Below are 26,360 nucleotides of genomic sequence, written 5' to 3'. Positions count from 1 at the left end.
ATCTGGCTGTCCGAAAATCGTGACTTCTTCATGCAGAATCTCCTTCGTGCTAGGTTACGAGAAAATTCTACTTTTGAGCAGGGCTAAATTTCGGGGTGATTACCGGCTGACCAAAGACCCGGTATCTGGGGGTCGTGGGGCGGCTACGATTTTCGGGAATTCGCGTCCATGGAGCGCCGGTTCGCCAGTGGCTCAGCATTTCTCAAGCGACCGCATGTGAACCTGAAGAAAGCCTGGAGGGCGACCACACGCCAACGTCGTACAGGACTTCGGTCTGCTCTGGCATTTCACAAACTTGAATTCGGGGGTGTACACCACCGGGGTATTGATGATGCCCGAAACATTGCTCGGCTATTACCGTTTATTGACGAGGAAAAGGTCCGTGCTGGTGTCGGAGCACTACAGTAGGACATTGGGCTACAAAATATCGTGATCAACCGAGGCGGGTGCTATGAGAAAGGATCTTGAAGATAGCTTGTTCGAGCAGCACGAGAAAATACTCGGGCAATGTGACTACAGGGAGCTTTGTATTGGTGACGGATGGTTTGTCCTTGTCGACACGCTTTGTCTGGGCCTTCAACACCTGACGGATAGCGGCGCAGGTCCTCAAGTTCGCGCACTGCAGGTGAAGCAGAAATTTGGCGAGTTATGTTTTTACGCGGAAGGCGCAGATTATTTCCAGGCGGGGATGATCCACATGGCCAGCCTGATAAGCATGCGCACGTGTGAAGTATGTGGTTCACCGGGCGAGCGAGTCGAGCAGCAGGATCATTGGCGAACTCTTTGCCCTACTCATACCGCGGGCTCCTGATGTCTTCACGAGTCTGATCAAAGGTTTGGATCATTGTTCTCGGAACTGATTTTCCTGTCTCTGTTGGAGGATTTCATCGTGTTCGCGACTCTGGATGAGATGATGATAGCCCTGCGTAGCGACATGGGCGATTGCCATGAAGCGCCGCCCAAAAGCCATGCTTGGGAGCTGGCTATCGGGCTTTATAAAACGTCACCGCATAAAAATATCCGTATTGTCCAGAATTGGATCTGGCTGGACGTCAAGGTGAATCAGAAAGAGGCTGAAAAGCTTGATACCGATGGTTTCATGCCTGCTGTCCTCTATGCCCATTGGGTTATTCATGACTTCAGTGGGGGCTTTAAGGCAGGCAACTGCCTTTGCAGCTCGGTATTGGTTACGGGCTCGTCGATTGGGCGTCCGATCGAAACCAGAAACAGTATTTACATTCCTGTCGGGAGGGGCTTCAGGAGAAAGGTCAGGCGGGAAGTAATCAGGTCGATCGCCTATGGGCAGTGATGGAATCGGAGGTGACGGAATCCGGATGCCCACCCACCCTCTGCCAGGCAAAACCCGTTGCGTGTACTACGAAAACTAAAGGAGAGAGCCATGAAGCGTGAACTGGAAGAACTGTTATTCAGCCGGTACCCCAAGATTCTTGAGGGTTGCCAGCAAGAAGGCCTGGGAATTGCTGACGGGTGGTTTACCCTGGTGGATACGTTGTGCCGTGATCTCCAGCATCTGACGGATAATGGCAGAGGGGCGCAGGTCAAAGCCTATCAAGTGAAGGCCAAGTTTGCCCAGCTGCGTTTTTATGCAGGTGGTGGCGATAGCTTCCAGAAAGGCATGATCTATATGGCGTCGCAGCTGGCCTCGCGTACCTGCGAGGAGTGTGGCGCGCCGGGCGAGCCATGTGAGCGAGATTATGCCTGGTTTATTCTCTGTCCGGTACACGCGCAGAGTCGATCGTCGAAGTAGCCCGCTTTTCCCGAATCCCAACGGGCTGATACGCTGCCTGAGACTTGATATGCCCGTAACATATCAAGACTTTAAGTCGCTAGAAAACTGGCGAACTCTGGGGTCCATTTCTCTGAGTCGGTTATAGAGCGCGCGAGCAATCTGATGGTCGGTTTCGGCAATCTCGATAGCCTGATCGATCAGGTCGGTTGGAATATCTTCGACTTTCAAGGTCAGCAGGATGGTTTCCAGTAGAGACCAGTTTTCCGGGAGAAGGGCCTGCTCGACGTACTGCAAAGCCAGCTCTCGCAGCTTGCTGTAAGCAAGGAGCTGGGGGCTGCTCGTCCAATGCCTGGCTTCAAAGATAAATGCATCGACTGCCTGCACGTCTGCACCAGGTAGCTCCTCCAAGGTCTGCATGATCCAGCGACGAAAAGCCGCACCTTGCACTACAGGAAGAAACTCCAGCCACATGCCAAGCTGCTTTAGCTCGCTCAGCGTTGAGCTCTCCAGCATCGCTTTGATGGCGTCGTGGTCCCCAGAGGTGAGCAGTGGCGGAAGGCGCCTTGCGTATCCTCCACAAGTACTGCAGAACACACCGCATGACTCATGTGATGGAGAGGCAAGGGAATCCAGACGGGCTTTGACCTGGTTAACCTGCTGAAGAGACATGCTGTTCTCCTTCGTGATGGGCGGGCTATTTCATGTGAAATTCGGCAGAGACAATCTGCTTTTCTTCCCAGCCTCGGAGCAGCCCGGACCAGATGTTCGCACGGAGGTTCGAGCGCTCGGTAAAGCGGCTTGACTGCCAGGGCTTTTTCTCTTTGCTGCCGTCCGCAAAGTGAAGCACGACTTGGCCGGTTCTGCCGTCGATAAGGCCCTGCCGGAAGCGGTCTTCGCTGGGGAAGAAGTGAAGCTCCGGCCGCTGAAGACGGCTCTGGCGATGATCATCGGAGCCGGGGGAAACCCCTTCAACCTGGTCAAGTAGTCGCTCGATTACATTGGCGGGGGTGTCGAATCCTTCGGCATGGGCGGAGAGGCGCTGGTAAAGGGATTCGGAGATCCGGATTACTGGGGGCATGGCTTTCATCCTATATGGCAATATGGTTACCATATTGCCATATAGTTGATCAGTCAACCTATTTTGCCTGCCCCGGTAACGCCTGATTGAGGTGCCTCGGTAGCGGTCTGAAAGCTCGGCTAGCGAAATAGTGGGAAATGTGGGCTCCGGGTTTCAGCCCTACACCGGCCCACCATGCTCAATCGCGCTCAGTACGCTGCGGACCTGGGTGGCGCCAGACCCCGTACCAAGCAGGTCAATCGGTTTGGCCATTCCCAGTGCCTGGTTCGGCGTATTCAGCCACTCCGTTGCGTTATCCTGGCTACCCAAGATCCTGGCTGCTTGCCTGGAGATCAGCGCGATGGCTTGAGCCCGCGTGTACTCGGTTCGTTTAGCCATGTCATTTCTCAGTGTTATCAGTCGAAGTAGGCCGTCTCATCGTATCGACTGCTGTCTCTTAAACTCCATAGACCGTTTTGTAGTCCCCCATTTTTAACCGCCGTATGAGTAGAGGGTTAGCCTGCTAATTTCCCCCAACACTTCGAACGAGTCTTACTGATGCCATTGAACTTTTCTCGGCAGGATAGGAAATTCCATGGGTAAACTGGATGGGCCAAGCTTTTCCACTATCCGAAAAGTTGGGAGAAGAAGACCAAAACAAACCACCTGGAGCGCCGGGGAACACTGCTGCGTTAATCGCCGGCGCGCTGCAGCTAATTTCCACTATTGTTCCTAGCTCTTTTATGTTTGGAAGCCTCCAATCATCATAGCCAGCAAAGGCTGACTCAGCATGAGCATGCTGCAATGCGCTCATCCAGGTAAACATTGATGCCCAGCCTGACTCTGTGCAACTTCCAGAATTCCAGGTCTGCCCCTCAGCACATCTTTTCCACATCAGCCCGGTAACCAAGTGGATAGCGGTGCCATCGGGATGCGTTAAAAAATCCTCTGTCGGGGTTGACGGGCCAACGAAGTCATTTTGATCTCCGTTCATGCAAATAGCGTATGCATTACTGCCAAAAAAGAAAAAATGCTGAGCCTGTAAATAAATCTGTGTAACTGCCCACCCCATTACAGGTGACCGTTCAGGCGGTCACCAAATTCGATAATAAAGCGATTCAATGCCGGCCTCCAATCACGGATCGGCATGGTCCATTTCTTCGAAGCCTGCTGGATCGCCAGGAAAGCCACTTTCAGTGCCGAGTCATCGCTGGGGAATAACTTTCTGCGCTTGGTCGCTTTACGAATCACACTGTTCAGCGACTCGATGGCATTCGTGGTATAGATCACCTTGCGAATCGCCGGAGGGTACTCGAACAGCGTAATCAGATTGTCCCAGTGGCTGTTCCAGGATCGAGAGATCTGCGGGTATTGGCTGTCCCAGCGTTCGCCAAAGGCATCCAGCGCCTGCCGGGCTTCACGTTCGGTGGCAGACTGGTAGATCTGCTTCAGATCGGCCGTCACGGCCTTGTAGTCCTTCCAGGACACGTAGCCCAGCGAGTTGCGAATCATATGCACGATACACAGCTGTATCTTGGTCTGCGGATACTCTGCAGCAATCGCATCTGGGAACCCTTTCAGGCCGTCCACACAGGCGATAAGGATGTCCTCCAGACCACGGTTTTTCAGTTCCGTCAGTACCGATAGCCAGAACTTCGCGCCTTCCGTTTCAGCCAGCCAAAGGCCAAGAAGCTCCTTCTGGTCTTCCATGTTGATAGCCAGAGCCAGGTACAGGGATTTGTTGATGACGCGTTTATCCTGTCGAATTTTCAGAACAATGCAGTCCAGATAGACGATAGGATAGATCGGATCCAGCGGGCGGTTCTGCCACTCGTGAACCTGCTCGATAACTCGCTCTGTCACCTTAGAGACGAGCGTGGCCGATATATCCGCGTCATACATTTCCTTGAAGGCATCCACGATATCCCGGGTGCTCAGACCCTTGGCGTAAAGTGCGAGGATTTGGTCATCCATCTGGGTCAGACGGGACTGGCCTTTACGGATGAATTGAGGTTCGAAAGAACCGTTCCGGTCTCGCGGAGCCTGTATCGATACTTCGCCGTGCTGCCCTTTCAGGCGCTTGGCTGAATAGCCGTTACGGCTATTGCCAGTGCCACGGCCTTCAGGAGCATGTTTCTCGTATCCGAGGTGCTCGTCCAGTTCGGCATTGAGGGCGGTTTCAACAGTCATTTTGATCAACTGTTGAGTAAGAGCTCCGAGATCTTTTTCAGACTTAATGTCTTTGGCCAACTCGGCGGCCATGGCTTTGAGTTTTTCTTGGTCCAATTGCATACCCACGATGGCATCCTTTTAAAAAGGTTACTCAGTCGTGGGCAGTTACACAATTTGGTTTACAGGCTCTTATGCTTTCAGCGAGCGGGTGCGCCATAGGTAATACACGACGGGTAATACCAACAACGTTAAAATCACAGCACTCACCATTCCGCCCACCATAGGCGCCGCAATCCGGCTAACAACTTCCGCACCTGTTCCGGAACTGAACATAATGGGCAGCAATCCAGCGATAGTGGAGGCCGTAGTCATCATTACGGGTCTTACACGAAGTCCCGCGCCCTGTGTCACGGCTTCGAGCAAATCTTCTTTTAATGGTTGCACTCCACGCTCACGACAGGTATCTATCAATTGGTGATATGCTTGGTTAAGATAAGTTAACATGATGATACCTATTTCCACCGTAACCCCCGCCAGTGCAATAAAACCAACCGCAACCGCGACAGAAAAATTATAGCCAAGCAGGTACATCAGCCAGATTGAACCAATTACCGCCAGTGGTAGTGTTCCCAGAATAATGGCTATTTCAGTGAAGTTACGAAAATTCATGTATAACAGAATGATAATGATGGCAAGCGTCAAAGGAACCACATAGGTCAGTTTCTCTTTGGCGCGCAGCATGTATTCGTACTGACCGGACCAGGCCACCGAGTAACCGGCCGGTAAATCCAACTGCTGCTCGACCGTTGCCATGGCCGCTTGTACATAGCTGCCCACGTCCACCCCATCGATATCTACAAAGGTCCAGCCATTCAGCCTGGCGTTCTCGCTCTTGATCGCTGGCGGGCCGTCCTCCACATAGACATTGGCCACATCGGCGAGCGCAATGCGTTGGCCGCTGGGCGTAACGATGGGCAGCAGCGCCAGCTGTTCTGGCGAGTCTCGATAGTCCTGCGGGTAGCGCAGATTGATCGGATAACGCTCCAGCCCCTCAATGGTCTGCGCCACATTCATTCCCCCAATGGCCGTGGCTATTACCTGCTGCACATCAGCAATATTGAGGCCATAGCGCGCCGCCTGTGCACGCTGAATATCCACCTTGATGTAACGCCCACCGGCCACCCTTTCGGAATACACCGAGGCTGTGCCGGGTACATCCTTGAGGATCTGCTCTAGTCGCTGACCAATCTTCTGAATTTCTCGCAGATCCTCGCCCGCCACCTTGATGCCTACCGGCGTCTTGATGCCGGTGGCCAGCATGTCGATGCGAGTCTTGATCGGCATCACCCAAGCGTTGGTCAAACCGGGGAATTTCACTAGCGCATCCAGCTCCTTCTTGAGCTTCTCCGTGGTCATGCCCTCGCGCCATTCCTCTTTGGGCTTGAGCTGAATAAAGGTCTCGATCATGGTCAGCGGAGCGGGATCCGTGGCTGTCTCGGCACGGCCGATTTTGCCAAACACGGTTTTTACCTCAGGCACTGTCGCGATCAGCTTGTCGGTCTGCTGCAACAATTCCCTGGCTTTGCCTATCGAGATCCCCGGATAAGTGGTCGGCATATACATCAGATCACCTTCATCCAGATCGGGGATGAATTCACTACCAATCTTGTTAACCGGCCAGATCCCAACGAGGAAAATCACAACCGCAATGGCAAGTGTAATTTTCGGAAAACGCAATACGGTTTTCAGCAGGGGCATGTACCCGGCAATCAGTAATCGATTAACGGGATTCTTGTTTTCCGCTACCACCTTGCCTCTGATGAAATATCCCATCAAAACCGGCACCACTGTGATAGCAAGCGCCGCACTGGCTGCCATGGCATAGGTTTTGGTAAAGGCCAACGGGCTGAACATCCGGCCCTCCTGGGCTTCCAGGGTGAATACTGGTACAAAGCTCACAGTGATAATAAGCAAACTGAAAAACAGCGCCGGACCGACTTCACTGGCTGACGCCGCCACGATTTTCCAACGGTTCTCTGGCGTCAAGGGCGTACGTTCCATATGCTTATGCATGTTTTCGATCATGACAATCGCGCCATCAATCATGGCGCCTATCGCAATCGCTATACCGCCTAATGACATGATATTGGCATTGAGACCTTGCCAATACATCACGGTAAAAGCCGTGAGTATACCTAGCGGCAGACTGAAGACCGCCACCAGTGAGGACCTGACATGAAACAGGAAAATGACACAGATCAACGCCACAATGGCGAGTTCTTCGGCCAGACTTTTCCACAAACTGTCAATGGCGCGAGATATCAGCCCTGAACGATCATAAACGGTTACGATCTCCACGCCATCGGGCAAACCCGCCTTGAGTTTTTCCAGCTTGGCCTTGACCCCATCAATGGTTTTCTGGGCGTTCTCACCGAAACGCATCACCACAATACCGCCCACCACTTCACCTTCGCCGTTCAACTCGGCGATGCCACGGCGCATTTGCGGCCCCAACTCGATATCCGCCACATCCTTGAGCAACAGCGGCGTACCGTTAACATCCAACCCTAACGGAATGTTGGCCAGATCATCGATACCCTGGATGTAGCCGCTGGCGCGCACCATGTACTCGGCTTCGGCCATTTCCACCACCGAGGCGCCCACTTCCTGGTTGCCGCGCTGGATAGCCATCTGGATAAGAGACAGGGGAATACCGAAGGCGCGCAGTTTCTCCGGGTTTACCTTCACTTGATACTGCTTGACCATGCCACCGAGCGCCGAGACTTCGGAAACACCCGGCACGGTTTGCAGCTCGTATTTCAGGAACCAGTCCTGCAGGCTGCGCAGCTGACTGATGTCATGCTGACCGCTGCGATCCACCAAGGCATAGAGGTAGACCCAGCCGACACCGGTGGCGTCCGGTCCCAGTTGCGGCCGGGCGCTGGGCGGTAATGTGGGCGCGACCTGAGACAGGTACTCCAGCACCCGGGAACGTGCCCAGTAGGCATCGGTATCCTCGTCGAAAATGACATACACAAAGGAATCGCCAAAAAAGGAATAACCGCGCACGGTAACCGCACCGGGTACCGACAACATGGCAGTAGTCAGTGGATACGTGACCTGGTCCTCCACCACCTGCGGTGCCTGCCCAGGAAAACTGGTCTTAATAATGACCTGTACATCGGACAGATCGGGAATGGCGTCCACCGGGGTGTTTTTCAGCGAATAGAGACCCATCCCCACCAGCATCAAAGTAGCCAGCAGCACGAAGAAACGGTTACCGACGGACCAACGGATTATCGATTCAATCATGATTGTGCTCCTTTTGATCGTGAGCGTCGTGGTTCATGCCCTGGTGTTCGCTGTGCTCCGGCATCGACATATCACCGTGATCCATACCCTCGTGCTGACCGTGATCCATTCCTGCAGGCATGGCATCATTGCCTTGCTCATTGGGAATATGCACTTGGGTAATCTGGTATCCACCACTGTTGTTATTGGTGATCTGCACATGCAGGCGCATTCCCTGTTTGAGCGCATCCATGTCCACAGCCTCAGCGACGGTGAAATCCATGGTCATGGTGGGCCATTGCCAGTCCGGGATGGCCTCGTGCTCCAGGGTCACCATGCGGTGATCCGGCATCAGGCTGTCGATACGTGCGGCCACCCAGACTGAGCGGGAATCAGCGTCTGCCTTTACATCCATTGATTCGCCTTGCTGATCGCGCTTGGCCATGCGCTTGAAGTCCGACGTCTTGCTGGATTCCGAGTCGATCAGGAACTGAGCAGAGGTCACAATGCGTTCCCCTTCTTTGAGTCCCGACTGAATTTCCACCTGCCGTTCGCCCACACGCCCGACCTCAACGGCCACCGATTTGAATTTGCCATCACCCAGCGCCAACACCACGCGCGCCTGGCTGCCGGTACGGATCAGCGCTTCTCGCGGGATTAACAGTGCTTCAGCCCCCGCCTGGGTCTCAATGACCATCTGCGCGAACATGCCCGGCTTGAGGAAGTCGTCCGGGTTGTCGAAATGCACCCGGATTTGCGCGGTACGTGTCTTGGCATTCAAAGACGGATAGACATAGTCCACCTGGCCCAACCAATCCCGACCGGGCAGGTAATCGAGCCGCATCCGCACCTGGTCGCCGGTCTTGACCAGGCTTGCCTGTCGTTCGAACACCTCACCGATCACCCAGATATGCTCCAGTTGGCCGATGCTCATCAGACTCAAGCCAGGCTTGACGAACATGCCCTCACGCACCGCGAGATTGTCCAGTACCCCGGACTGCGGCGCGGCAACGGTGATGGTCTGGCTGACCTTGCGGGTTTTACGCAGCCGGTCGATATCTGCCCGCGGCACCTGCAATGCCAATAACCGTTCCACGGCAGCGCCGATCAACACCGGATTGTCGCGTTTCAACGCCAACAACAATTCCTCCTGGGCGTTGACCAGGGTGGGTGAATAGAGGGTGTACAGGGGGTCGCCCTGTCTGACCGGATCCCCGGCGGCCTTGACATGGAGCGTCTCGATCCAGCCTTCCACGCGCGGGCTGATATGCACCAGCCGGTTCTCATCGTATTGCACGTAACCGACGGTTTTGACATCCAGATTCAGAGACCCGGACTCAACCGTGGCGGTGCGCACGCCGAGATTGTTGACGACCTCGGGCGATATCTTGACGGTGCCGGCTTCATCCTCTCCGGCGGATTTCTCGTACACAGGGATCAGATCCATGCCCATGGGCGATTTGCCAGGCTTGTCGCGCTTGTAGTTGGGATCCATGGGCGCCACCCAGTAAAGTGGCTTGCGTTCACCGCCGGTTGCTGTCATATCCCCCTCATCGGGGTTGCCGAGTAGCCAGACGCCGGATGCGCCGAGCAGCGCGCCGACGGCCGTGCCCAGCAAGGTTTTGGTGAATGTATTCATGTTGAACTCCTTTAAAACGGTTTCGCCGGCCGTGCATCGTCGAACGACGCCTCGGCGAGCAGGTAATTGATTTGGGCGATGGTCTTCTGCCGATCCACGGCAATGGCGAGCGCGTCGACCTTGGCATTCAATTCGGCAATGCGGGCACGCACGGCTTCGGCGAAGTCGCCGTCGTCGTTGTTGTAGGCGGTCAGCGAAGCTTCTGCCTGCTCAGCCATTTGCGGCAGCAGCTGATCGGTGTATAACGCCTGGCGTTCATCGAGACGTGCCAGTTGTACGCTCGCGGTTTCCAGTTCCGCCATTAGCCGACGACCAAGCAAGTACTTTTCGGTTTTGATGGCCTCGGTTCGATTTACGGCGGCGCTGACTTCCTTGTCCTGCCGGTTACCGGTGAAAAGGGGCAGATCGAAGGTGACGCCAACGGAGAACAGATCGGCCCGGTCGCGCCCCATGGGATCGCTGTCGCGATAGCCGTATTGGGCGGTCAGGCCCCATTCGGGCTTGTATTTCTGTTTTGCCAGATCCACACCGGTTTGCGTTGCGTCGATACGCTGGTCCAGTGCCCGTAGCGCGGGATGATGGCGGATCCATTCGTAGCGCGTATGCTCGCTGGCCTGCTTAATGGTCGGTACCGACAGTGGCCTGGAAAGAGACTGTGTCGGTAGTACCGGAGCCAGAGGGACAGTGGCAGGCGCACCGATCCATTCGGTCAGACGCTTTTGTGCGGCTTGCTGTTGCTGCCTGAGCATCGTCAGTCTGTCTTCAAGACGAATCAGCTCCAACTGCGCGCGAATTACGTCCTGCTGACGTGCCCTGCCCAGCGCCGAGGAGTAACCCGCTTTGGCGGCATCCACCAACTGCTCAAACAGTGCGCGATCCTGTTCGATCAGCCGGATACTCTCCTGCGCCTTGAAGGCTTCCAACCACAACTGGCTGACCGTAGCGCCTACCTTGGCCCGACGATCCAGCCTTAGTAAGGGATGCTGCTCGGCTAGCTGCTGCTTTTGTCGGCGGGTGAGCGACAGACTGTCACCCCGGGGAAACATTTGGCTGATCCCCACCGACAACTGAGTCATGCCTTCCTGATTGATGTCAAAAGAATCAACAGGGAAACTGCCGGCCATCAGGCTCATTCGGGGATCCGGCAAAGTCGCCGCGGCAGTCGCTTCGTCGGTAAGGGCCTGCTGAGTGTACTGGCTACCGGTGAGCCAGGGATCGGTATCTATGGCGAGGGTTATCGCCTCGTCCAGCGTCAGGGTCTCGGGAAGGGATTGCGCAAAGGCTATGACACTGCCTATACCGAGCGGCAGGATAAAAAGCATGGTGACGAATATTTTCATGGCTGCGCTTCCGGTTGTTGGAGTGGCTGAACCTGTTGAGCCGCGCTCTCGACACTGGCAAACACTTCAGTGCTGCCGTCTTTTTTCATCAGCAGAACCCGGTATGGCATGAACTTGTCACCCACCTCCATACCCGGACTGCCAACGGGCATGGCGGGCACTGTCAGCCCAATCCCGTCGGCTGGCGGATTAGCCAGAAACTGATGAATATAGCGGGCCGGGATGTGCCCCTCAAAGGCATAGCCTTGTGACGACACCGCTGTGTGGCAGGAACGCAGGTTGTTTGCGATTCGATAGCGATCCTTGATGGCGTCCAGATTAGCCGGGTGTTCGACACTGGCCTCAAAGCCCTCGTCTTCAAGGTGACCTATCCATTTTTTACAGCAGCCACAGGTAGGGCTTTTGTAGACGGTAAGCGTTTCAACTGCACCAGCGGATGGGTCAGATTTTTTTGGGTTTTTAGGCCCATCATTACAGGCCGCGATCAAGGGCAGCGTCAACAGCCCCAACACCAAGCCCGTTAATTTAAATCGATACATAGTTGCCTCCGAAGACAATTGAATAGAACATTAAGTAATGGATGACAAGGTAACGAGCAGACTTCAGTCGTGCAGGCGAAGCGCCTTGTATCACAGTTCGAGAAAACGGTTTTTACCTATCAATCAGGCGATCGGAGGTCTCAATAGAGGAAAATTGGGCGGTCGCGGGAAGGCGGGCACATGAAAAACAATTGCGATGGAACCTGCATGAATGGGGGAAGCGAAGTGAGCAACGGGCGGCATCATTGACAGGCAACCGCTCATCATACAGTCAGCGTCGCCCTTATCACCGGCACAGCAGCCGTGTCGATCCTGGACTTCACCGGCGTCATGCTGCATGGCATCATGCTCCAACTGAGCGTAGTTCAGATGCGCATGCTCACCCTGGAATAGGCCGACCGGTGCCGGTTGATTGGCAGGCATGGTGCAGAAGTCTGACGAAGCCGCAAACGCGCTCCTCGCAAGGAGCGTCACCAGCAGCAGCCATATTACCCATGCACCAGGTCGCACAAAAAAGCCTCTCACCAATCCATCACGCCGCGGATGGCGGCACCGGTCTCCGAGCGGGCCTTCAGTTCTAGCACCTGACCGAGCAAGGTCAGTGAAATGATCACCGCAGCCGCCTCAAAATATACCGCAACGTCGCCATCGAGACGGAACGAAGTCGGGAAAATGCCGGGCGCGACGGTTGCGATAACGCTGTACAGATAAGCTGCGCCGGTGCCAGTACCGATCAGGGTCCACATATTGGGCGAACGTTGCTTGAGGGACTGGATCCAGCGGACAAAGAAAGGCCAGCCGGACCAGAGCACCACCGGAGTGGCCAGCGCCAGCTCCATCCAGGGGCGTGCCGTCCCCAGCAGACTGTCAAATGCCCCACCCGACATAGCGATCAGAGTCACCATGATAGTCAGTGGTAAGGTGTACCAGAAACGACGCCTGAAATCCGCGAGTTCCGGGTTGTCCCTGGCCTCGCTACTGGGCATCACCGGTTCCAGCGCCATGCCGCATTTCGGGCAGGTGCCCGGGCCCAGTTGCCTCACTTCCGGATGCATAGGACAACTGTACTCGGTGTTGGCATCGCCCTCGGCGCGTTCGGATCTTGTCAGATAGCGTTGTGGATTATTCATAAATTGGCTTCGGCAATGCGCGCTGCAAAAGGAGTACAGCCTGCCCTGAAACTCGGCCTTGTGGAAGGATGTCTTCATGACCGACATCCCGCACACGGGGTCGGTCAATTCAGTGCTGTTGGACTCGCCGCGCTGACGGGGTCGGTGGTCGTCACGGGCATGCGACATGGGTATCCTCCTGAAGCCAGCCTTAATGGTGCCCGGCGTCATCCGCGCCGCGCGCGGTCAGGATCTGGTATTGCTGCGGCGACAACTCGGGTAGGCGCTGCAGGAACGCCACCATGTTCCAGATGCGCTGATCGTCATGACCCGGCCCCCAGGCCGGCATCCCGGAAGCCTTGATGCCATGTTTAATAATCCAGAATTGTCGCTTAATGGCCTCGTCATCATTATCAGTGTCACCGGCATGCTCATGCCCATGCCTATCACCCGTCAGTGTTAGATTGGGCGGCGCGGGATACAGCCCCAGGGTAAAATCACTTTCGGTCTTGCCCGGTTTGAGATGGCAGCCGGTGCACATGTCGTTGTAGTCGGCGCCGCCTGCCAGCAAGCGCTCGGACGAATTCAGGTCGGTCGGCACCTCGATGTCGTTTGATGCGCGGGCGATGGATCGCTCGCGCAGGGTTTCCAGCGCCCAATAAGTCAAGTCGTTGTGATGGTCATCGGCTCCCATCGGATAGAGACCCGAATAGAGGAACCCCACACCGGTCACCGCCGCCACGCCTGCCGCAACGGCGAGGCATTTAAAGCAGGATAAAAACTTAAAGGACGTCATGTTATCTCCTCAGGAATGGCTACCCGTTATTTTTTGTGCTGGTGTTTGGCCGGCTTTTTTTCATCGGATTTTTCGTCATGGTTACCGTGATCGGTATGGCCTTTGTCCCCATGAGCTTCATGCGATCCTTCTTCATCCTTGTGCATGGCCTTCATGCATTTTTTCATCATGGCCTGCATGACCGGATCTTTCATGTCCATTTTGGAATGATCCATGTCTTTCATGGCCGCACAGTCCGGCGCCTGCGCCTCCTTCATGTGCTCCTTGGGATCGTGGGCTTGGGCTGACAGGGCAAGCAATAATGCCGGCAGGGCGACGAAATAGCTGAGTGATTGGCGTTTCATAATGTGACTCCTAGGTTGTGTTAAAAACATAAGTCGTTTGATTAAAACCAGAACCGGATCCCGGCGACGTACCGGGTATCCTTGGTGGCATCGCCGTTGGCCCGCGCCTGATCGGCGGTGGCGCCAAAGGTGCCGTTCCACTCGATACCGACATAAGGGGCGAACTGGCGTGAAAACTCGTAGCGCAATCGCAGTCCCAGGGCGACATCGGACAAACCGCTACCCAGTCCGTTAACCGCATCGTCTTTGCCATAGGCGGTCAGTTCAGCCCGAGGCTGTAAAATCAGGCGCTGGGTGAGTAGCAATTCGTATTCCGCTTCCAACGACAGAGCTGTACGTCCGCCCTCGCCCAGGTAGGCGGTCAGATCCAGTTCAAACCAGTAGGGGGCAAGGCCCTGAATACCGAACGCGAGCCACTCGCGGCCCGTGCCTTCATCGTATTGATCAAGACGAACGCCCAGCTGGGTGTCGAAATAGGCATTGAGTGCGTGGCCCCAGAGCAGATCAGTCTGACTTTCCGCCAGGCGCCCGTCCACGGCATCGCCTTCGAGCTTGATCACCAAGCGGTCATAGGTGGTGCCATACCAGCCCTGCAGGTCAAAGGTCGTGACGTCATTATCGGCGTCGTATTCGAGGCGATCGCCCAGCAGCGACCAGAATCGATGCTCATCGGCCAGTTTCAGTTGCCGTGGACCCGGCAGCGCATAGGGGCCTTCCGTCAGCGTGTAGCCATCGGAATATGCGTGAGGATCGCGGGCATCTCCGCCCTGCATTTGCATGTCGCCATGGTTCGAGGTGGCATGCTCCATGGTGGCGTGGCCCATGGCGCGAGCAGCCGAACGGTCATCAGTGTGCTCTTGGGACGGCACATCGGCATCCTTTGCGTGCATCGCATGGGGATCATCCTGTTGGGCAAAGACAGAGGCCGAGAACAACAGCCCGCCAATAACGCCTGCACCCAAACAGAATCGGGCAAATTCCTTCACACTCATGACACCACCACCTCGCGGAACATCCCCGCATCCATATGGAATAACAGATGACAGTGCCACGCCCAGCGCCCCAGATCATGCGGGGTGGTCAGAAAGCTGATGCGTTGTGCCGGTTGTACCGGGATAGTGTGTCGGCGGACTCGCAAGCTGCCCTGATCGTCCTCCAGATCGCTCCACATGCCGTGCAGGTGCATGGGGTGGGTCATCATGGTGTCATTTTGCAAGATAACCCGAACACGCTCGCCGTGTTTCATGGCCACCGGCGTGCTCTTGCCGAATTCCAGCCCGTCGAAGGACCAACTGTAGCGCTCCATATTGCCGGTCAGGTGCAGCTCGATTTCTCTGACGGGGAGGCGACTGTCATCCAGCACCCCGTCGAGTGATTTCAGATCAGCCAGGGTGAGCACCCGTCGGCCATTGTTGCGGAGGCCAATACCCGGGTCATCCAGGTTGGTGCGCGGCCTATCGACCCGCATGTCTACCGATGGGCCGTATTCCGTGCGAGCGTGGTTCACTGTTTGCGACGGCTTGGCCAATGAATTCTGCGGCATACCATGCTGACTGTGATCCATGGCCATGCTGCCGTGGTGCATTGAGCCATGCTCCATCCCGGCGTGATCCTTGTTCTGCGCCGCGTCGTGTCCCATGGCTCCGCGATCCATTTTGCCGTGATCCATCTGGCCCATCATGTCAGCCATGGTCAACCACTCGACAGGATCCAACGCCGGCACCGGCGCGCTCAAACCGTCACCTACCGCCAGGGTGCCGCGCGCAAAACCGGTCCGCTCCATGCTTTGGGCAAAAATTGTGTGGGCCTCATCCTTCGGTTCCACCAGCACGTCGTAGGTCTCGCCCGGCCCAAATCGGAATTCATCGACCTCGACAGGCTCAATATTCTGCCCATCGGCCTGCACTACGGCCATCGTCAGGCCAGGAATGCGAACGTCGTAAAAACTGTTACTGGCTGCATTGATAAAACGCAAGCGCACGCGCTCACCGGGTGTGAACAAACCCGTCCAGTTGCCCGCTGGCGTTCGGCCGTTCATCAGATAGGTCAAGGTAGCGGCGGAAAGGTCGGCCAGATCGGTGGGATTCATGCGCATCTGATTCCACATCTGGCGTTTGTCCAGGGCACCGGAAAACCCCTGTGTGGAAACGTCGCGAAAGAAATCGCCAACCGTGGGCTGGTTGAAGTTGTAGACGTCACTCTGAACCTTTAGTTTGGCAAACACCGACATCGGATCCTCGTCGGTCCAGTCGGAGAGCTGCACCACGTAGTCGCGATCGGCGCGGATCCTATCTCCCTCACGGCTACCGCGGCCCTCGCGCGGCTCGACGATGAGGGCGCCATACATGCCGGTCATTTCCTGAAAACCGCTGTGGGAGTGATACCAGTAGGTGCCGCTCTGTTGCAGTTTGAAGCGGTAGACGAAGGTCTCGCCCGGTGCTATGCCCCGGAAGCTGATGCCGGGCACGCCGTCCATCTGAAAGGGCAGGATGATCCCGTGCCAGTGGATGGAAGTGGGGACCTTGAGCCGGTTGGTTACCCGGATGGTGACCTCATCCCCCTCACGCAACCTCAGGGTCGGTGCCGGAATGGAGCCGTTGATGGTGGTCGCCATACGGATCACGCCGGTAAAGTTGACCGGTGTTTCGGCGACGACCAGATCAATCGATTGGCCGCTCAGCACGGGCGCGGTACCGGTGTGTGTCTGGTTCTCCAGACGGCCCCCTGCGTGCAGCAGGGCTGGAAAGCTTGCCAGCACACCGCCAGCCACCAGCCCCTGTACGAAGTGACGGCGTGTCGCACTAAACGTTTTCATCAATGCTCCAATTCAGCGATATCGTTTTTCATAACCTTGCCCTCGATCACATCAACCGTGGCGAAGTGCTTGTTGATGATACTGTCGTTTTCGAGTCACGCCCGATCTGACAGGCCGGCAATAGCGACCGGAATGCCGACTGCATCAACATAAGTAATGCCTAGTGTAATCAAGTTAACTGCCCCCCCCTGTCAGCCAGATGACCCAAACATTACATTAATGTAATCTGTGTGTAATCTTGCTGTGGGGAATAACCCGTTAGGTTGAAACAAAATGTGGAGGGCGAGACATAGATGCGACTACTCGTGGTCGAGGACGAAATCAAAACAGGCGACTATTCGCGCCAAGGACTGGCTGAAGCTGGATTTCAGGTTAGTCTGGTGCGCAATGGTCTCGATGGCCACCATCTGGCGATGACCGAGTCCTTCGACTTGATCGTGCTGGATGTCATGCTGCCCGACGTGGATGGCTGGCGCATTGTGCAGTCGCTGCGTGAAGCGGGACGTCAGACGCCGGTGTTGTTTCTTAGTGCTCGTGACAGCGTGGATGACCGTGTCAAGGGATTGGAGCTGGGCGCCGATGATTATCTGGTAAAACCCTTCGCCTTTGCCGAGTTGCTGGCACGGGTGCGCACCCTGTTGCGCCGAGGCTCGGCATCACCCCTGTCGGATCAGCTCAGGGTGGCCGATCTTGTCCTAGATCTGCCTGGGCACCGGGTCACGCGCGCCGGCCGAAAAATCAATCTCAGCCACAAGGAATTCTGCCTGCTGGAACTGCTGGTGCGCCGTCAGGGTGAGGTGTTGCCGCGCTCGCTGATCGCCTCGCAGGTCTGGGACATGAATTTTGATTCCGACACCAACGTGATCGACGTGGCCATCCGTCGATTGCGCGCCAAAATCGACGACGACTTCGAGACCAGGCTGATCCACACGGTGCGTGGCATGGGTTACAAGCTCAATGTGGAAGCTGAAGATGATGGCGACTGAGCGGCGTCCGCTTTCGCTAACCGCCAGGGTCATGGTCTTTGTCGCGTTGGCCATCGGCATCAGCCTGGTATTGATCGGCAATCTGGTGCTCGGTGCCGTCGAGCGCCATTTCGCCGAGCAGGACGCGGACGAGTTGGTCGTGATCAACCAGGCGGTAGCGCAGACCCTGCAAAGGGTGGATGATCCGCTCCGGTTACCGGTGGCGTTGTCGCAGGCGGTGTCGGGACACCACGGTGTTTATTTTCAGGTGTGGAATGGCCGTGGCCAGTTGGTGTTCGCTACACCGGGGGCTGACTTCGCGCAGGCTATAGTAGCTTTTTCCCCCGTTAAGCGGATCCATGCCGATAACCTGGCTACTTGGCACTTTGACGGAAATGCCTATCGGGGTGTCGTCACACGGTTTGTCAGCGACAGCCGGGAATATCGCATTGCCACGGCGATCGGCATGGACTTCCACCTGCATTTTCTGCAAGGGTTTCGCCGCAGTCTCTGGATTATCATGTTGCTTACTGGCGGTGTGACTTTGCTAGCGGCGTGGTTTGGGGTACACCAGGGACACGCGCCTTTACGCGGTCTCTCGGACGAGATGCGCAGTATTCAGGCCGACCGATTGAATATGCGACTTGATTTTCGCAGCATGCCTCTGGAGCTACGGGACCTGGCCTCCGCCTTTAATCAGATGATTGAGCGACTGGAAGACAGCTTCACGCGGCTGTCGCATTTCTCGGCGGATATTGCCCACGAACTACGAACCCCGCTGACCAATCTCATCACCCAGACTCAAGTGGCGTTGGGCAGGGCCAGAACACTGGACGAATATCGTGAGCTCCTGTACTCCAATCTGGAAGAGCAAGAACGCCTGGCCAAGATGGTTAACGACATGCTCTGGCTGGCCAAGAGCGACCACGACCTGCTCAAACCGGTGCAGGTAACGCTGGATCTGGCCACCGAGGTCAGGGAGCTGTTCGACTTCTTCGGGGCGCTGGCGGAGGAAAAACATATCACCCTGTCTTTGGAGGGTCAGGCACCGGGGGTAATGGGTGATCGCGCCATGCTACGCAGGGCCATCTCCAACCTGCTGTCGAACGCCATTCGGCACACCCTAGCGGGCAAATGGATAAAGGTTCGATTGAGTAAAGCGGAGAATGACTCAGTATCGCTGAGTGTGATCAACCCCGACTCCGAAATTCCTGCACAGCACCTGCCAAGCGTGTTTGATCGCTTTTACCGCGCCGATCCTTCCAGATGGCGCCAGAGTGAGGGTGCCGGACTCGGATTGGCCATCGTTCGTTCCATTGTTGAGGCCCATGGTGGTCGTGTCGAGGCAAGCTCCGACCGGCACGCCACCAGCTTCACCCTGTTTCTGCCCGTCCCGGAAGAGCGAAGCGCCTGAGCATGAGCGTGTCCAGCAAAACACGCCAGGCCCAATCGTGGCGAGGTGAGGTGGCCATGGTGCCGGGGCTCATCGCCTTTCGGGGTGAAGCTGGCGATAACAAGCCCCACAAACATTGGGCGCATCAGATTGTTGTGGGTCTGGGCAACCCGGTTGAGGTGCGCGTTGGCCATGCGAGTTATACCGGGGCGAGTCTATTGATCCCTGCGGGTACAATCCATCAGTTACAAACTGCCAGGGTGTTGTGCCTCTATGCCGATCCGACCCACAATGCCTGTAAAACCCTGCTCCCCCAGACGATGGCACAAAACATTTCCATTATTGAGATTGACGGCACGCGGCAACTCATCCAGTTAAGCAGCGCAGACGATCTGCAAGCTGCGCTTGAGGATTTTCGGAATGCCTGCGTGTTGGGGACACACCCCAAATGGGTACAAATACCCACCGCCACAAAGATATCGTCCCGGATACTGCGAACGGCATTCCTGGCGTAATCCGGTTGTTGATTAACGTCGGAATCGGGATCTCTTAATTCGCCGCTATGCTCTTCCAGAGCCAGGTTTTTTTAAATTTTCGGCAGTGCGCCGAACGACCCACACAGGTTTTCCCTGCCACGCCACGGTAATCATGGCACCTGGGTCAATTTTGCTGATATCCACCTGTACCGGAGCTCCGACAGATTTGGCCTTGGCACTGGGATTCCAGGATTGAACAAAGGGCGTGGCGACTCCGACCACACCCGCACCTGCAACAAAGGAGGTGGCTCCTATCAGAAACCGGCGCCGAGGTTCATTCACTTCAGTCATTTCATGCCTCTCCTCTGCCTATTTTCTGCATAACCACTGTGGCAATGGACTGCGCATCAGACTGATTCGCCCGTAATAAACCTGGCGTATCCAAGGTACCGCCTTGATTGCGGTAACCAAAAGCGATACATCGATCAACGCCAAGATCCAAAGGGCGGCAGACACCGAGCAATATTTCCGGTCGCAGGTGCGATACAAAAATGCGCAAACGAATGTCATCGGGAAACAGGTTTATGCGGGTAGCCACATCGCAGACATAAGTCTTCTCATAGGGATCTCGCGGCTGCCGGAAGCGACCCGGTTCTAACAGGTACGTTATGTGGCATTGAATACCTTGTTTAGATAAAGTGCGTTTTACTTCCTGACAAACGCCTAATTGATAGGCACCTACCGCGACAAGTTGTACCGGTGCACCGTCAGTCTTATCCAAAGTCAATGCGCCCTGTTCTGCCAACTGGGCTGCCTGCTTGGGTGTGAATGCTGTAACAACGTCATTTTTGGGAATCGTCATCCCCCAGATTTGACCCTGGGTCTGGTAACAGGCATCGAGGCAGGCGACCGCACTATTGGCATCGGCGGGATACACAACTCTCGTCATATCGCTCATTTCCCCCAGCAACACCTCGCCAAAGGCGGAATCCTGATGGGATTGTTCATTCTTGCCGTTCTCCCATAAGTGCGAAGTGGCAATCACCGGCACCGACAGCCAGCCCGGCGGGCGCCCCAGCGCTTTTTGATGGCGCGCAAAAATGATTTCCTGGCGCAGCGCACCGATCATTTTCATGGCGAAGGCTTCATAGCTCACCACCAGGTTCAGACCGCCTTTGTTTCCCAGCGCCGCATTTACGACCGCCTCTTCATTGAGTGCGGTAATCACCGAGCCGTGAATGGATTCGGCCACACCCTGTTCCGGCTTCAGCACCCGGTGCTTAAGCAGATCAAGCGTCTTGCCCATGCGATTACTGCGCAGCTCATCCGGGTTGCCGATCCGCACCCGCCTATCGGGATTAGCGAGGTGCCATTCACAAAAGCGTGTGTCCACCGCTGCCATCGGGGATGTCGGGTCACCCTCGGTATGCCATTGTGGCTCTGTGGGAGATTGAAGCCTGACGTTGCGCATACACAGGGCATGGTGTTTTTCCGGCACTCGATTATCCGCCTCATGCTGCGCAATTTGTGAGATAGCCAGTTCCAACTCACTTCGTGGAAGAAATAATTTGGCCGCGTGTTCGTTAAATAGGTTGCGGGAGCGTTCATCGCTACTGGGGTTACCCGGTAGCGGTGTGCCATGAGCAGCATTGGTACCGGCGCCGTAGAATCCGTAGCCTTTTTCCGTTTCAGCAATCAGATATGGCAGTTTCACCGGATAGTGCATATGGCCTTCACGGATGTGCGCACTGCAGGCTTCGAGCCGCGCTTCGGATTCAAAAATTCCCCAGATAAACGCCGCCGGATCACGCCCGTCGATGGCGATGGGGTGAAAATCATTCTGTTCCAGGTGCTCGTAGAACCAGGACAAACCGCCTTGCTGGTACATGGTGGAGCGCTGGTCAATTCGCCTGCCATTGGCAATCATCACCGGTGTCACCAGCCCGCAATCCTCGGCGCGCCACCAGCGACTGGCCCAGTCGCTACCGCGCTGTTCTTCAAAAGCACCGTCACTTAAAAACGCCACTAGCCGTTCCCCGGGCAGCGGCATATGCACATATTGCAGTTCGGCAAAACCCAGATAGCCGCCTTCAATCAATCCGCCAGCGGTCTGCGGGTTTACGTGACTACCCAATGGAACACCAGGACGACCATCATCCGCCATGGCATAGCTGTAAAAATCCCGCGCCAACTGCGTCAAACCCTGCTCACTCAACGGATAGCGTTCGGCCTGTTCCGGATAAAGATTTTGCAACAGCACATTGACCGCATCGATGGCGGCCACACAGTGCCCCTGTCCCATCAACCAGCTGCGGGTGATACCGGCCAGGCGATTGGCAACCATATAGCCCGCATAGGCAGGCACCATATTCAGGGAACCGCCGGTATGCCCCTGTGGGTTGGATTTAAAGTCGTCTGCATCGAGTGCGCTGCCGTTGAAATTCACTTTGTTGGTGTAGGTCATATGCACCACCAACCACATGGCCGCAGTCGCCAGGCGGTCAGCGGCAGATAGTATCTCCAACACTTCATCGATCTGTCTAAACCGTCCTGTACACAGCAGTTGCTGGCAAAGATCGAACACTCTCACCTGTGTTTCATCCCGGTGTTGGATCACGCCATAACCTTCCGACCAGCGCGCAAAGGCAGGATATGTATCGCGATATAACTTTGCCCGCTGTTGTGTCCGATGATCGTTTTGTTGATCTATGGCATACATAGAAATTCCTCAATCAGCCAACGACTGAAATTCATTCTCAAAAGACAAGTGGTGTTGTACGGATCGCAACATGGCCGCTGCCTCATCGGCGACCACTACCCAACACTGCACCGGCGATGCCGGTGACGATAAAAGTAGTGGTAAAGGGGAGCGAGCCAGGGGATCTTTTAACGCGATGCCTAAGTGGGAAAGACCGGACAACAAACGACGGCAAATATCGATGTTGTTTTCCGCAATACCGCCGCTAAGAACGACACCGTCCAGCCCGCCCAGAATGGCGAAATACGCGCCCAGTGTTTTCTGGAATCGATAACGGAAAAAATCAAACGCCAGTTGGTGTTCCTGCTGTTCACTCGCAAACAAATCCGCCATGTTATCGATTCCGCCGGACAGACCCCGCCAGCCGGATTCGCAATTGAGAACCCTGTCGGTATCCTCGGGCGTCCAACCCTCCTGCCACTGCAACCAGGTCAGCAAACCGGGATCGATATCTCCGCTGCGCGTGCGCATCAACAACCCCTCATTGGGCGTAAAGCCCATGGTGGTATCGACTGGTTTGCCGTCGCGGATGGCGGCCATGGAACAGCCGCTTCCCAGTTGCGCAGTCACCAGGGTGTAGTGTTCGGCCTTGGGCTTCACTGCCTCCCAGTGTTTGACCATGGACTCATGAGCAAAACCGTGAAACCCGTAACGGCGTAATCGATATTTCTCAGTGAGTGCGACGGATAGTCCATAAATCTGTGACAGCACCGGCAGGTCGCTGAAAAACTCACTATCGAAAACCGCAAAAACGGGAATGGAAAATCGGGTATTCCGAAGCTGCTCAATCAGTTCAATGGCCGCCTTATTGTGCAGTGGCGCCAGTGGTATCAGGGTTTGCAGTTGCCGAAAGTTATCGTCGTTGATGGGGAGAGGTTTAAGATATTCAGAGCCCCCGTGTACGACTCTGATAATCACCGCGCGAACATCATGATTTGTCAGCACATCGGTCAGCCAAGGGGGCGCGCCAGGATAAGTCTGCGCAGCTGATTGGCCGACACCTGCTTGCCCAATAGCAACAGGCACCGTTGCACCCGCATATTCAAGCGCCGAGACGTTATGCGTGCTCCACTTGATGGATGAACTACCCGGATTCAACACCAACAGAACCGGTTTGTCATAGCGCGGCAAACTGCTCATCAGCTGGATAATCAGTCGGATGACTGCAAGCGGTTATAAATGGCCGCCAGCAACCACCCGGCGATACCCGCTACCACGAACCAGGCCACCAGCCCGATAACGACACCAGTGAGAGTCAAGTGCCAACCCATCTCATTCAGTTGCATATGCACCATTTCTCCGGACATGGACAACATCATGGAAGGCATTAACATCACCAGCAGACTGCAAGCCAGCCACAGTATCGCCGCGGTAATCGCGCTGGCCATCCCGAATTTGAACGCATTAAGTGTCATGATTATTCCTCCGTTTATGGTGGTGTATCTGTGAGAAATTAGTGTCTCTACAAATCCCCGAACCGGTTGGCAGACTGCGCCATACGCATCATTTCGTGCTCTTCCAGCGACCGGAGCGATTCCATCAACTCTTTGGCAGAGGGGATATCCGCCCTGGAGGCGAGATAGCGATACAGTTCAATCACCTGCTGGTGTTGATCGACTATCACCTCCATGATTTGCGTGGCATCCAGTTCGGCAAAGGGCGCGTCGCAATGCGCATGCCGAACGATGGGGTGCTTTGCCACATATTCGTAACACCAGGTATTCAGTGCATGCTCGTCGCCTGAGGTTTCAAACCCGCTGACTACCTTGGTCAGTGCCTTCTCATGATCGGACAGATACGCAAGGATCATCCGGGCCCGTTCATCCATATTCTTGTCCGCACAGTGGGATAAACACTGGCTGAGGTGTTGGTGAAATTCCCGGGTCCAGTGCAGCACATCTTTTAAGGTTTCAATTTGCATAACTTTTTCTCCGCTGTGGATTATCTCTTCGATTACAGGCGCAAAATATCGCGATAACCCGCCACATTCACCGCAAACGTGGTGTGCTCCTGCAAGTGCACCCGAAGGCCTTCAAGGGCTTCCGGGTCACCGTGAATCAGTTGAATTCGAGTAGTATCGGTCAGCGCTGACTGCTGTAACCACTGGATCAGTTCGAGGTAGTCTGCGTGCCCCGACAAACCGGAGATGACTTTCACAGTGGCTCTCAACGGTACCCAGCCTCCGTGGATTTTCACCGCATCAACACCCTCCAGCATTTTTGCGCCGCGAGTGCCGCCCGCCTGATAACCGGTAAACAGTACCGTGGTTTTAGAACTGCCTAACAGGCGTTTGAAGTGGTGGAGAATACGACCCCCGGTAGCCATGCCGCTGCCAGCGATAACAATATGGGGGAAAGCCTGTCCGGCAATCGCCTTCGATTCGTCCACCGTGCGGGTATAGGTCACGCCATCGCATAGGCGGTAGCATTGCTCGTGACTCAACCGGTGCTGATCACTGAACTGGCAGAAAATATCCGATACTTTGATCGCCATGGGGCTGTCGAGATAGATGGGCATTTTGGGGATATCGCCCTGATCCATCAGGGTCGCCAACAGATGTTGCAAGGCCTGCGCCCGCCCTACCGCAAAGGCCGGGACTAGCAGCACGCCGCCGCTTTTGGCGACACGGTTAACAATTTCCGCCAACTGCTGAAACGGATCTTGGGTGTCGTGCCGGCGGTTGCCGTAGGTGGACTCCATCAACAGCAGATCCAGCTCCGGCAATGGTCGAGGGGGGGTCATCAGCACATCATCGAAGCGACCGACATCACCAGAAAAGCCGATTCGTTTCCCTTCCGCTTCAACGATAATGCTGGCGGCGCCGAGAATATGACCGGCAGGCTGTAAATAAAAACGGATATCCCCGACCTCGATCTGTTCATCAAACTCCACAGACTGAAATAGCCTCATGCTGGCTTCCGCCGTTTGACGGTCGTAAAGCGGCTCAGGGTGCGCGTGCTTGCCCAATTTATGTTTGCTGTAATACTTAGCGTCTTCCTCCTGGATATGGCCGCTGTCGGCCAATAAAATCTGACACAGGGCCTTAGTGGCGTGATGGGTGAACACCGGGCCGCGAAAGCCGCGCTTGTATAGCACCGGGATATAACCGGAGTGATCCAGATGTGCGTGAGTGAGCAGCACCGCATCCAGTTTGTCGATGTCCAGGGGCAAGGTTTGCCAGTTGCGTTCCCGCAGCCACTTGTAGCCCTGGAACAAACCGCAATCGACTAATACGGTTGTCGTTTCAGTTTCCAGCAGAAATTTTGAGCCGGTAACGGTCTCGGTGCCGCCGACAAAGGTAATTTTCATAATGATTTTCCTGGCAATTTAAGCATGCTTATAACGGGCGCAATCAGTTGCGACGTAATATCAATAGCGTTGGAAGGATGGGGGATGGTATTGGATGTGACCAGTTGGCTCAGGCCTGAGGCCAGTAAGGTTTTATCGGAGTGATCGGCAAATATGCCGTGCACCGCCACGCACTGAATGTTGTCGATACCTTTGGACCGAAGTGTTTTAACGCATTCCAGGATTGTTTGCCCGCTGGAAATAACGTCGTCGATAATCACTGCCGTTCTATCCCTGAATTCGTTGATGTCGGGCAGCATCACTTCGACTTGGCGATCCCCGAAGCGCTGCTTTTCTCCAATCACAAAAGGATGTTGACTAAAGGCAGCAATCTCATCAACCCATTGCTCGCTTTCGCTGTCGGGCCCTACCAACAGTAGGTTGCTTTGCGTTTTGAGCCAGTGCGCCAATGCCGGAGCCCCTTGCACAACACGACTGGGTATGGAATAGATTTCATCCAGAGAATGATAGCGATCAGCCAACGGTCCGTATTGATGCAGCCATGGTACAAAATCTGGGAATTCGCAGTGCCTCGGTGGTCGTGGCTCAGTCACAATCTCAGCTTGAT

27 protein-coding genes are annotated in these 26,360 nt (G+C 55.4%); 6 read left to right on the top strand and 21 right to left on the bottom strand.

Features of this window, described 5'->3' with window-relative positions; all coding sequences use genetic code 11:
- The first annotated feature begins 451 nt into the window (after window positions 1–451).
- From AXW11_RS17690 to AXW11_RS17680, 3 genes are all read left to right on the top strand, one after another.
- Complete coding sequence (locus tag AXW11_RS17690) at window positions 452–811, top strand: hypothetical protein (RefSeq protein ID WP_062817577.1); 360 nt, start codon at window positions 452–454, stop codon at window positions 809–811.
- 33 nt (window positions 812–844) lie between these two features.
- Window positions 845–1,309, top strand: coding sequence for a DUF6957 family protein (locus AXW11_RS17685; protein WP_062817576.1), 465 nt, complete (start codon window positions 845–847; stop codon window positions 1,307–1,309).
- Window positions 1,310–1,399: 90 nt separating this feature from the next.
- A complete protein-coding gene (locus AXW11_RS17680; protein WP_062817575.1) occupies window positions 1,400–1,768 on the top strand; it encodes a hypothetical protein in 369 nt (122 codons plus the stop codon).
- A gap of 63 nt (window positions 1,769–1,831) precedes the next feature.
- Here AXW11_RS17680 and AXW11_RS17675 read toward each other — a convergent pair whose 3' ends face one another.
- The 14 genes from AXW11_RS17675 to AXW11_RS17610 form a co-directional block, all read right to left on the bottom strand.
- Complete coding sequence (locus AXW11_RS17675; protein ID WP_062817574.1) at window positions 1,832–2,419, bottom strand: hypothetical protein; 588 nt, start codon at window positions 2,417–2,419, stop codon at window positions 1,832–1,834.
- Window positions 2,420–2,444: 25 nt separating this feature from the next.
- Complete coding sequence (locus AXW11_RS17670) at window positions 2,445–2,828, bottom strand: hypothetical protein (protein WP_062817573.1); 384 nt, start codon at window positions 2,826–2,828, stop codon at window positions 2,445–2,447.
- Between the two features lie 159 nt (window positions 2,829–2,987).
- Complete coding sequence (locus AXW11_RS17665) at window positions 2,988–3,206, bottom strand: MbcA/ParS/Xre antitoxin family protein (RefSeq protein ID WP_062817572.1); 219 nt, start codon at window positions 3,204–3,206, stop codon at window positions 2,988–2,990.
- Window positions 3,207–3,330: 124 nt separating this feature from the next.
- A complete protein-coding gene (locus AXW11_RS17660; protein ID WP_082810917.1) occupies window positions 3,331–3,879 on the bottom strand; it encodes an Lcl C-terminal domain-containing protein in 549 nt (182 codons plus the stop codon).
- Window positions 3,879–5,093, bottom strand: coding sequence for an IS256 family transposase (locus AXW11_RS17655; protein WP_062817585.1), 1,215 nt, complete (start codon window positions 5,091–5,093; stop codon window positions 3,879–3,881). The genes AXW11_RS17660 and AXW11_RS17655 overlap by 1 nt, the downstream gene beginning before the upstream one ends.
- Before the next feature lie 75 nt (window positions 5,094–5,168).
- Window positions 5,169–8,291, bottom strand: coding sequence for an efflux RND transporter permease subunit (locus tag AXW11_RS17650; RefSeq protein WP_062817571.1), 3,123 nt, complete (start codon window positions 8,289–8,291; stop codon window positions 5,169–5,171).
- Window positions 8,284–9,909 (bottom strand): efflux RND transporter periplasmic adaptor subunit, encoded by a 1,626-nt coding sequence (locus tag AXW11_RS17645; RefSeq protein ID WP_062817570.1) that lies wholly within the window; start codon window positions 9,907–9,909, stop codon window positions 8,284–8,286. Before AXW11_RS17645 ends, AXW11_RS17650 begins: the two co-directional genes overlap by 8 nt.
- Before the next feature lie 11 nt (window positions 9,910–9,920).
- Entirely contained in the window at window positions 9,921–11,249 is a 1,329-nt protein-coding gene (locus AXW11_RS17640; RefSeq protein WP_197461954.1) for a TolC family protein, read from the bottom strand.
- The gene (locus AXW11_RS17635) at window positions 11,246–11,788 is read right to left on the bottom strand and encodes a DUF411 domain-containing protein (protein WP_062817569.1); all 543 of its coding nucleotides are present in this window, start codon (window positions 11,786–11,788) and stop codon (window positions 11,246–11,248) included. Before AXW11_RS17635 ends, AXW11_RS17640 begins: the two co-directional genes overlap by 4 nt.
- Window positions 11,789–12,309: 521 nt before the next feature.
- Entirely contained in the window at window positions 12,310–13,086 is a 777-nt protein-coding gene (locus AXW11_RS17630) for a YHS domain-containing protein (protein ID WP_062817567.1), read from the bottom strand.
- A gap of 22 nt (window positions 13,087–13,108) precedes the next feature.
- A complete protein-coding gene (locus tag AXW11_RS17625) occupies window positions 13,109–13,693 on the bottom strand; it encodes a c-type cytochrome (protein ID WP_062383556.1) in 585 nt (194 codons plus the stop codon).
- Between the two features lie 26 nt (window positions 13,694–13,719).
- Complete coding sequence (locus AXW11_RS17620; RefSeq protein WP_062817566.1) at window positions 13,720–14,037, bottom strand: hypothetical protein; 318 nt, start codon at window positions 14,035–14,037, stop codon at window positions 13,720–13,722.
- A 41-nt stretch (window positions 14,038–14,078) separates the two neighbouring features.
- Window positions 14,079–15,029: a copper resistance protein B gene (locus AXW11_RS17615; protein WP_231874255.1), complete on the bottom strand. Its 951-nt coding sequence runs from the start codon at window positions 15,027–15,029 to the stop codon at window positions 14,079–14,081.
- Window positions 15,026–16,852 (bottom strand): copper resistance system multicopper oxidase, encoded by a 1,827-nt coding sequence (locus AXW11_RS17610; RefSeq protein ID WP_062817565.1) that lies wholly within the window; start codon window positions 16,850–16,852, stop codon window positions 15,026–15,028. Before AXW11_RS17610 ends, AXW11_RS17615 begins: the two co-directional genes overlap by 4 nt.
- 293 nt (window positions 16,853–17,145) lie before the next feature.
- On the opposite strand from AXW11_RS17610, the gene AXW11_RS17605 reads away from it, so the two are divergent.
- Genes AXW11_RS17605 through AXW11_RS17595 form a run of 3 tightly spaced genes read left to right on the top strand, consistent with a single transcriptional unit; the run spans window position 17,146 to window position 19,725 of the window.
- Entirely contained in the window at window positions 17,146–17,838 is a 693-nt protein-coding gene (locus AXW11_RS17605) for a heavy metal response regulator transcription factor (RefSeq protein ID WP_062817564.1), read from the top strand.
- The gene (locus AXW11_RS17600) at window positions 17,810–19,231 is read left to right on the top strand and encodes a heavy metal sensor histidine kinase (RefSeq protein ID WP_231874254.1); all 1,422 of its coding nucleotides are present in this window, start codon (window positions 17,810–17,812) and stop codon (window positions 19,229–19,231) included. The genes AXW11_RS17605 and AXW11_RS17600 overlap by 29 nt, the downstream gene beginning before the upstream one ends.
- A gap of 8 nt (window positions 19,232–19,239) precedes the next feature.
- A complete protein-coding gene (locus tag AXW11_RS17595; RefSeq protein ID WP_286792514.1) occupies window positions 19,240–19,725 on the top strand; it encodes a hypothetical protein in 486 nt (161 codons plus the stop codon).
- A 45-nt stretch (window positions 19,726–19,770) separates the two neighbouring features.
- Here the strand turns inward: AXW11_RS17595 and AXW11_RS17590 are convergent, their stop codons facing one another.
- From AXW11_RS17590 to AXW11_RS17560, 7 genes are all read right to left on the bottom strand, one after another.
- Window positions 19,771–20,037, bottom strand: a complete 267-nt coding sequence (locus tag AXW11_RS17590; protein ID WP_062817562.1) for a ubiquinol-cytochrome c reductase iron-sulfur subunit N-terminal domain-containing protein — start codon at window positions 20,035–20,037, stop codon at window positions 19,771–19,773.
- A 1-nt stretch (window position 20,038) separates the two neighbouring features.
- On the bottom strand, window positions 20,039–22,405 hold the full coding sequence (locus AXW11_RS17585; protein ID WP_062817561.1) for a phosphoketolase family protein: 2,367 nt from the start codon (window positions 22,403–22,405) through the stop codon (window positions 20,039–20,041).
- Between the two features lie 9 nt (window positions 22,406–22,414).
- On the bottom strand, window positions 22,415–23,584 hold the full coding sequence (locus tag AXW11_RS17580) for a hypothetical protein (protein WP_082810916.1): 1,170 nt from the start codon (window positions 23,582–23,584) through the stop codon (window positions 22,415–22,417).
- Between the two features lie 11 nt (window positions 23,585–23,595).
- Complete coding sequence (locus AXW11_RS17575) at window positions 23,596–23,859, bottom strand: DUF5676 family membrane protein (RefSeq protein ID WP_052041364.1); 264 nt, start codon at window positions 23,857–23,859, stop codon at window positions 23,596–23,598.
- A gap of 47 nt (window positions 23,860–23,906) precedes the next feature.
- Window positions 23,907–24,365 carry a hypothetical protein gene (locus tag AXW11_RS17570; RefSeq protein ID WP_035230286.1) on the bottom strand — a complete coding sequence of 153 codons (459 nt, stop codon included), beginning with the start codon at window positions 24,363–24,365 and terminating at the stop codon, window positions 23,907–23,909.
- A gap of 32 nt (window positions 24,366–24,397) precedes the next feature.
- Window positions 24,398–25,753 (bottom strand): MBL fold metallo-hydrolase, encoded by a 1,356-nt coding sequence (locus AXW11_RS17565; protein ID WP_062817559.1) that lies wholly within the window; start codon window positions 25,751–25,753, stop codon window positions 24,398–24,400.
- Window positions 25,750–26,360 (bottom strand): phosphoribosyltransferase family protein (locus tag AXW11_RS17560; protein WP_286792510.1); only part of this gene is annotated, 611 nt, incomplete at its 5' end. The genes AXW11_RS17565 and AXW11_RS17560, both read right to left, overlap by 4 nt.

Origin of the sequence: Marinobacter sp. Hex_13 (genome assembly GCF_001566815.1) — a bacterium.
GTDB classification, from domain to species: domain Bacteria; phylum Pseudomonadota; class Gammaproteobacteria; order Pseudomonadales; family Oleiphilaceae; genus Marinobacter; species Marinobacter salarius.
Note: the sequence above shows the minus strand (reverse complement) of the source record. Positions and strands in the feature narration are given on the sequence as shown.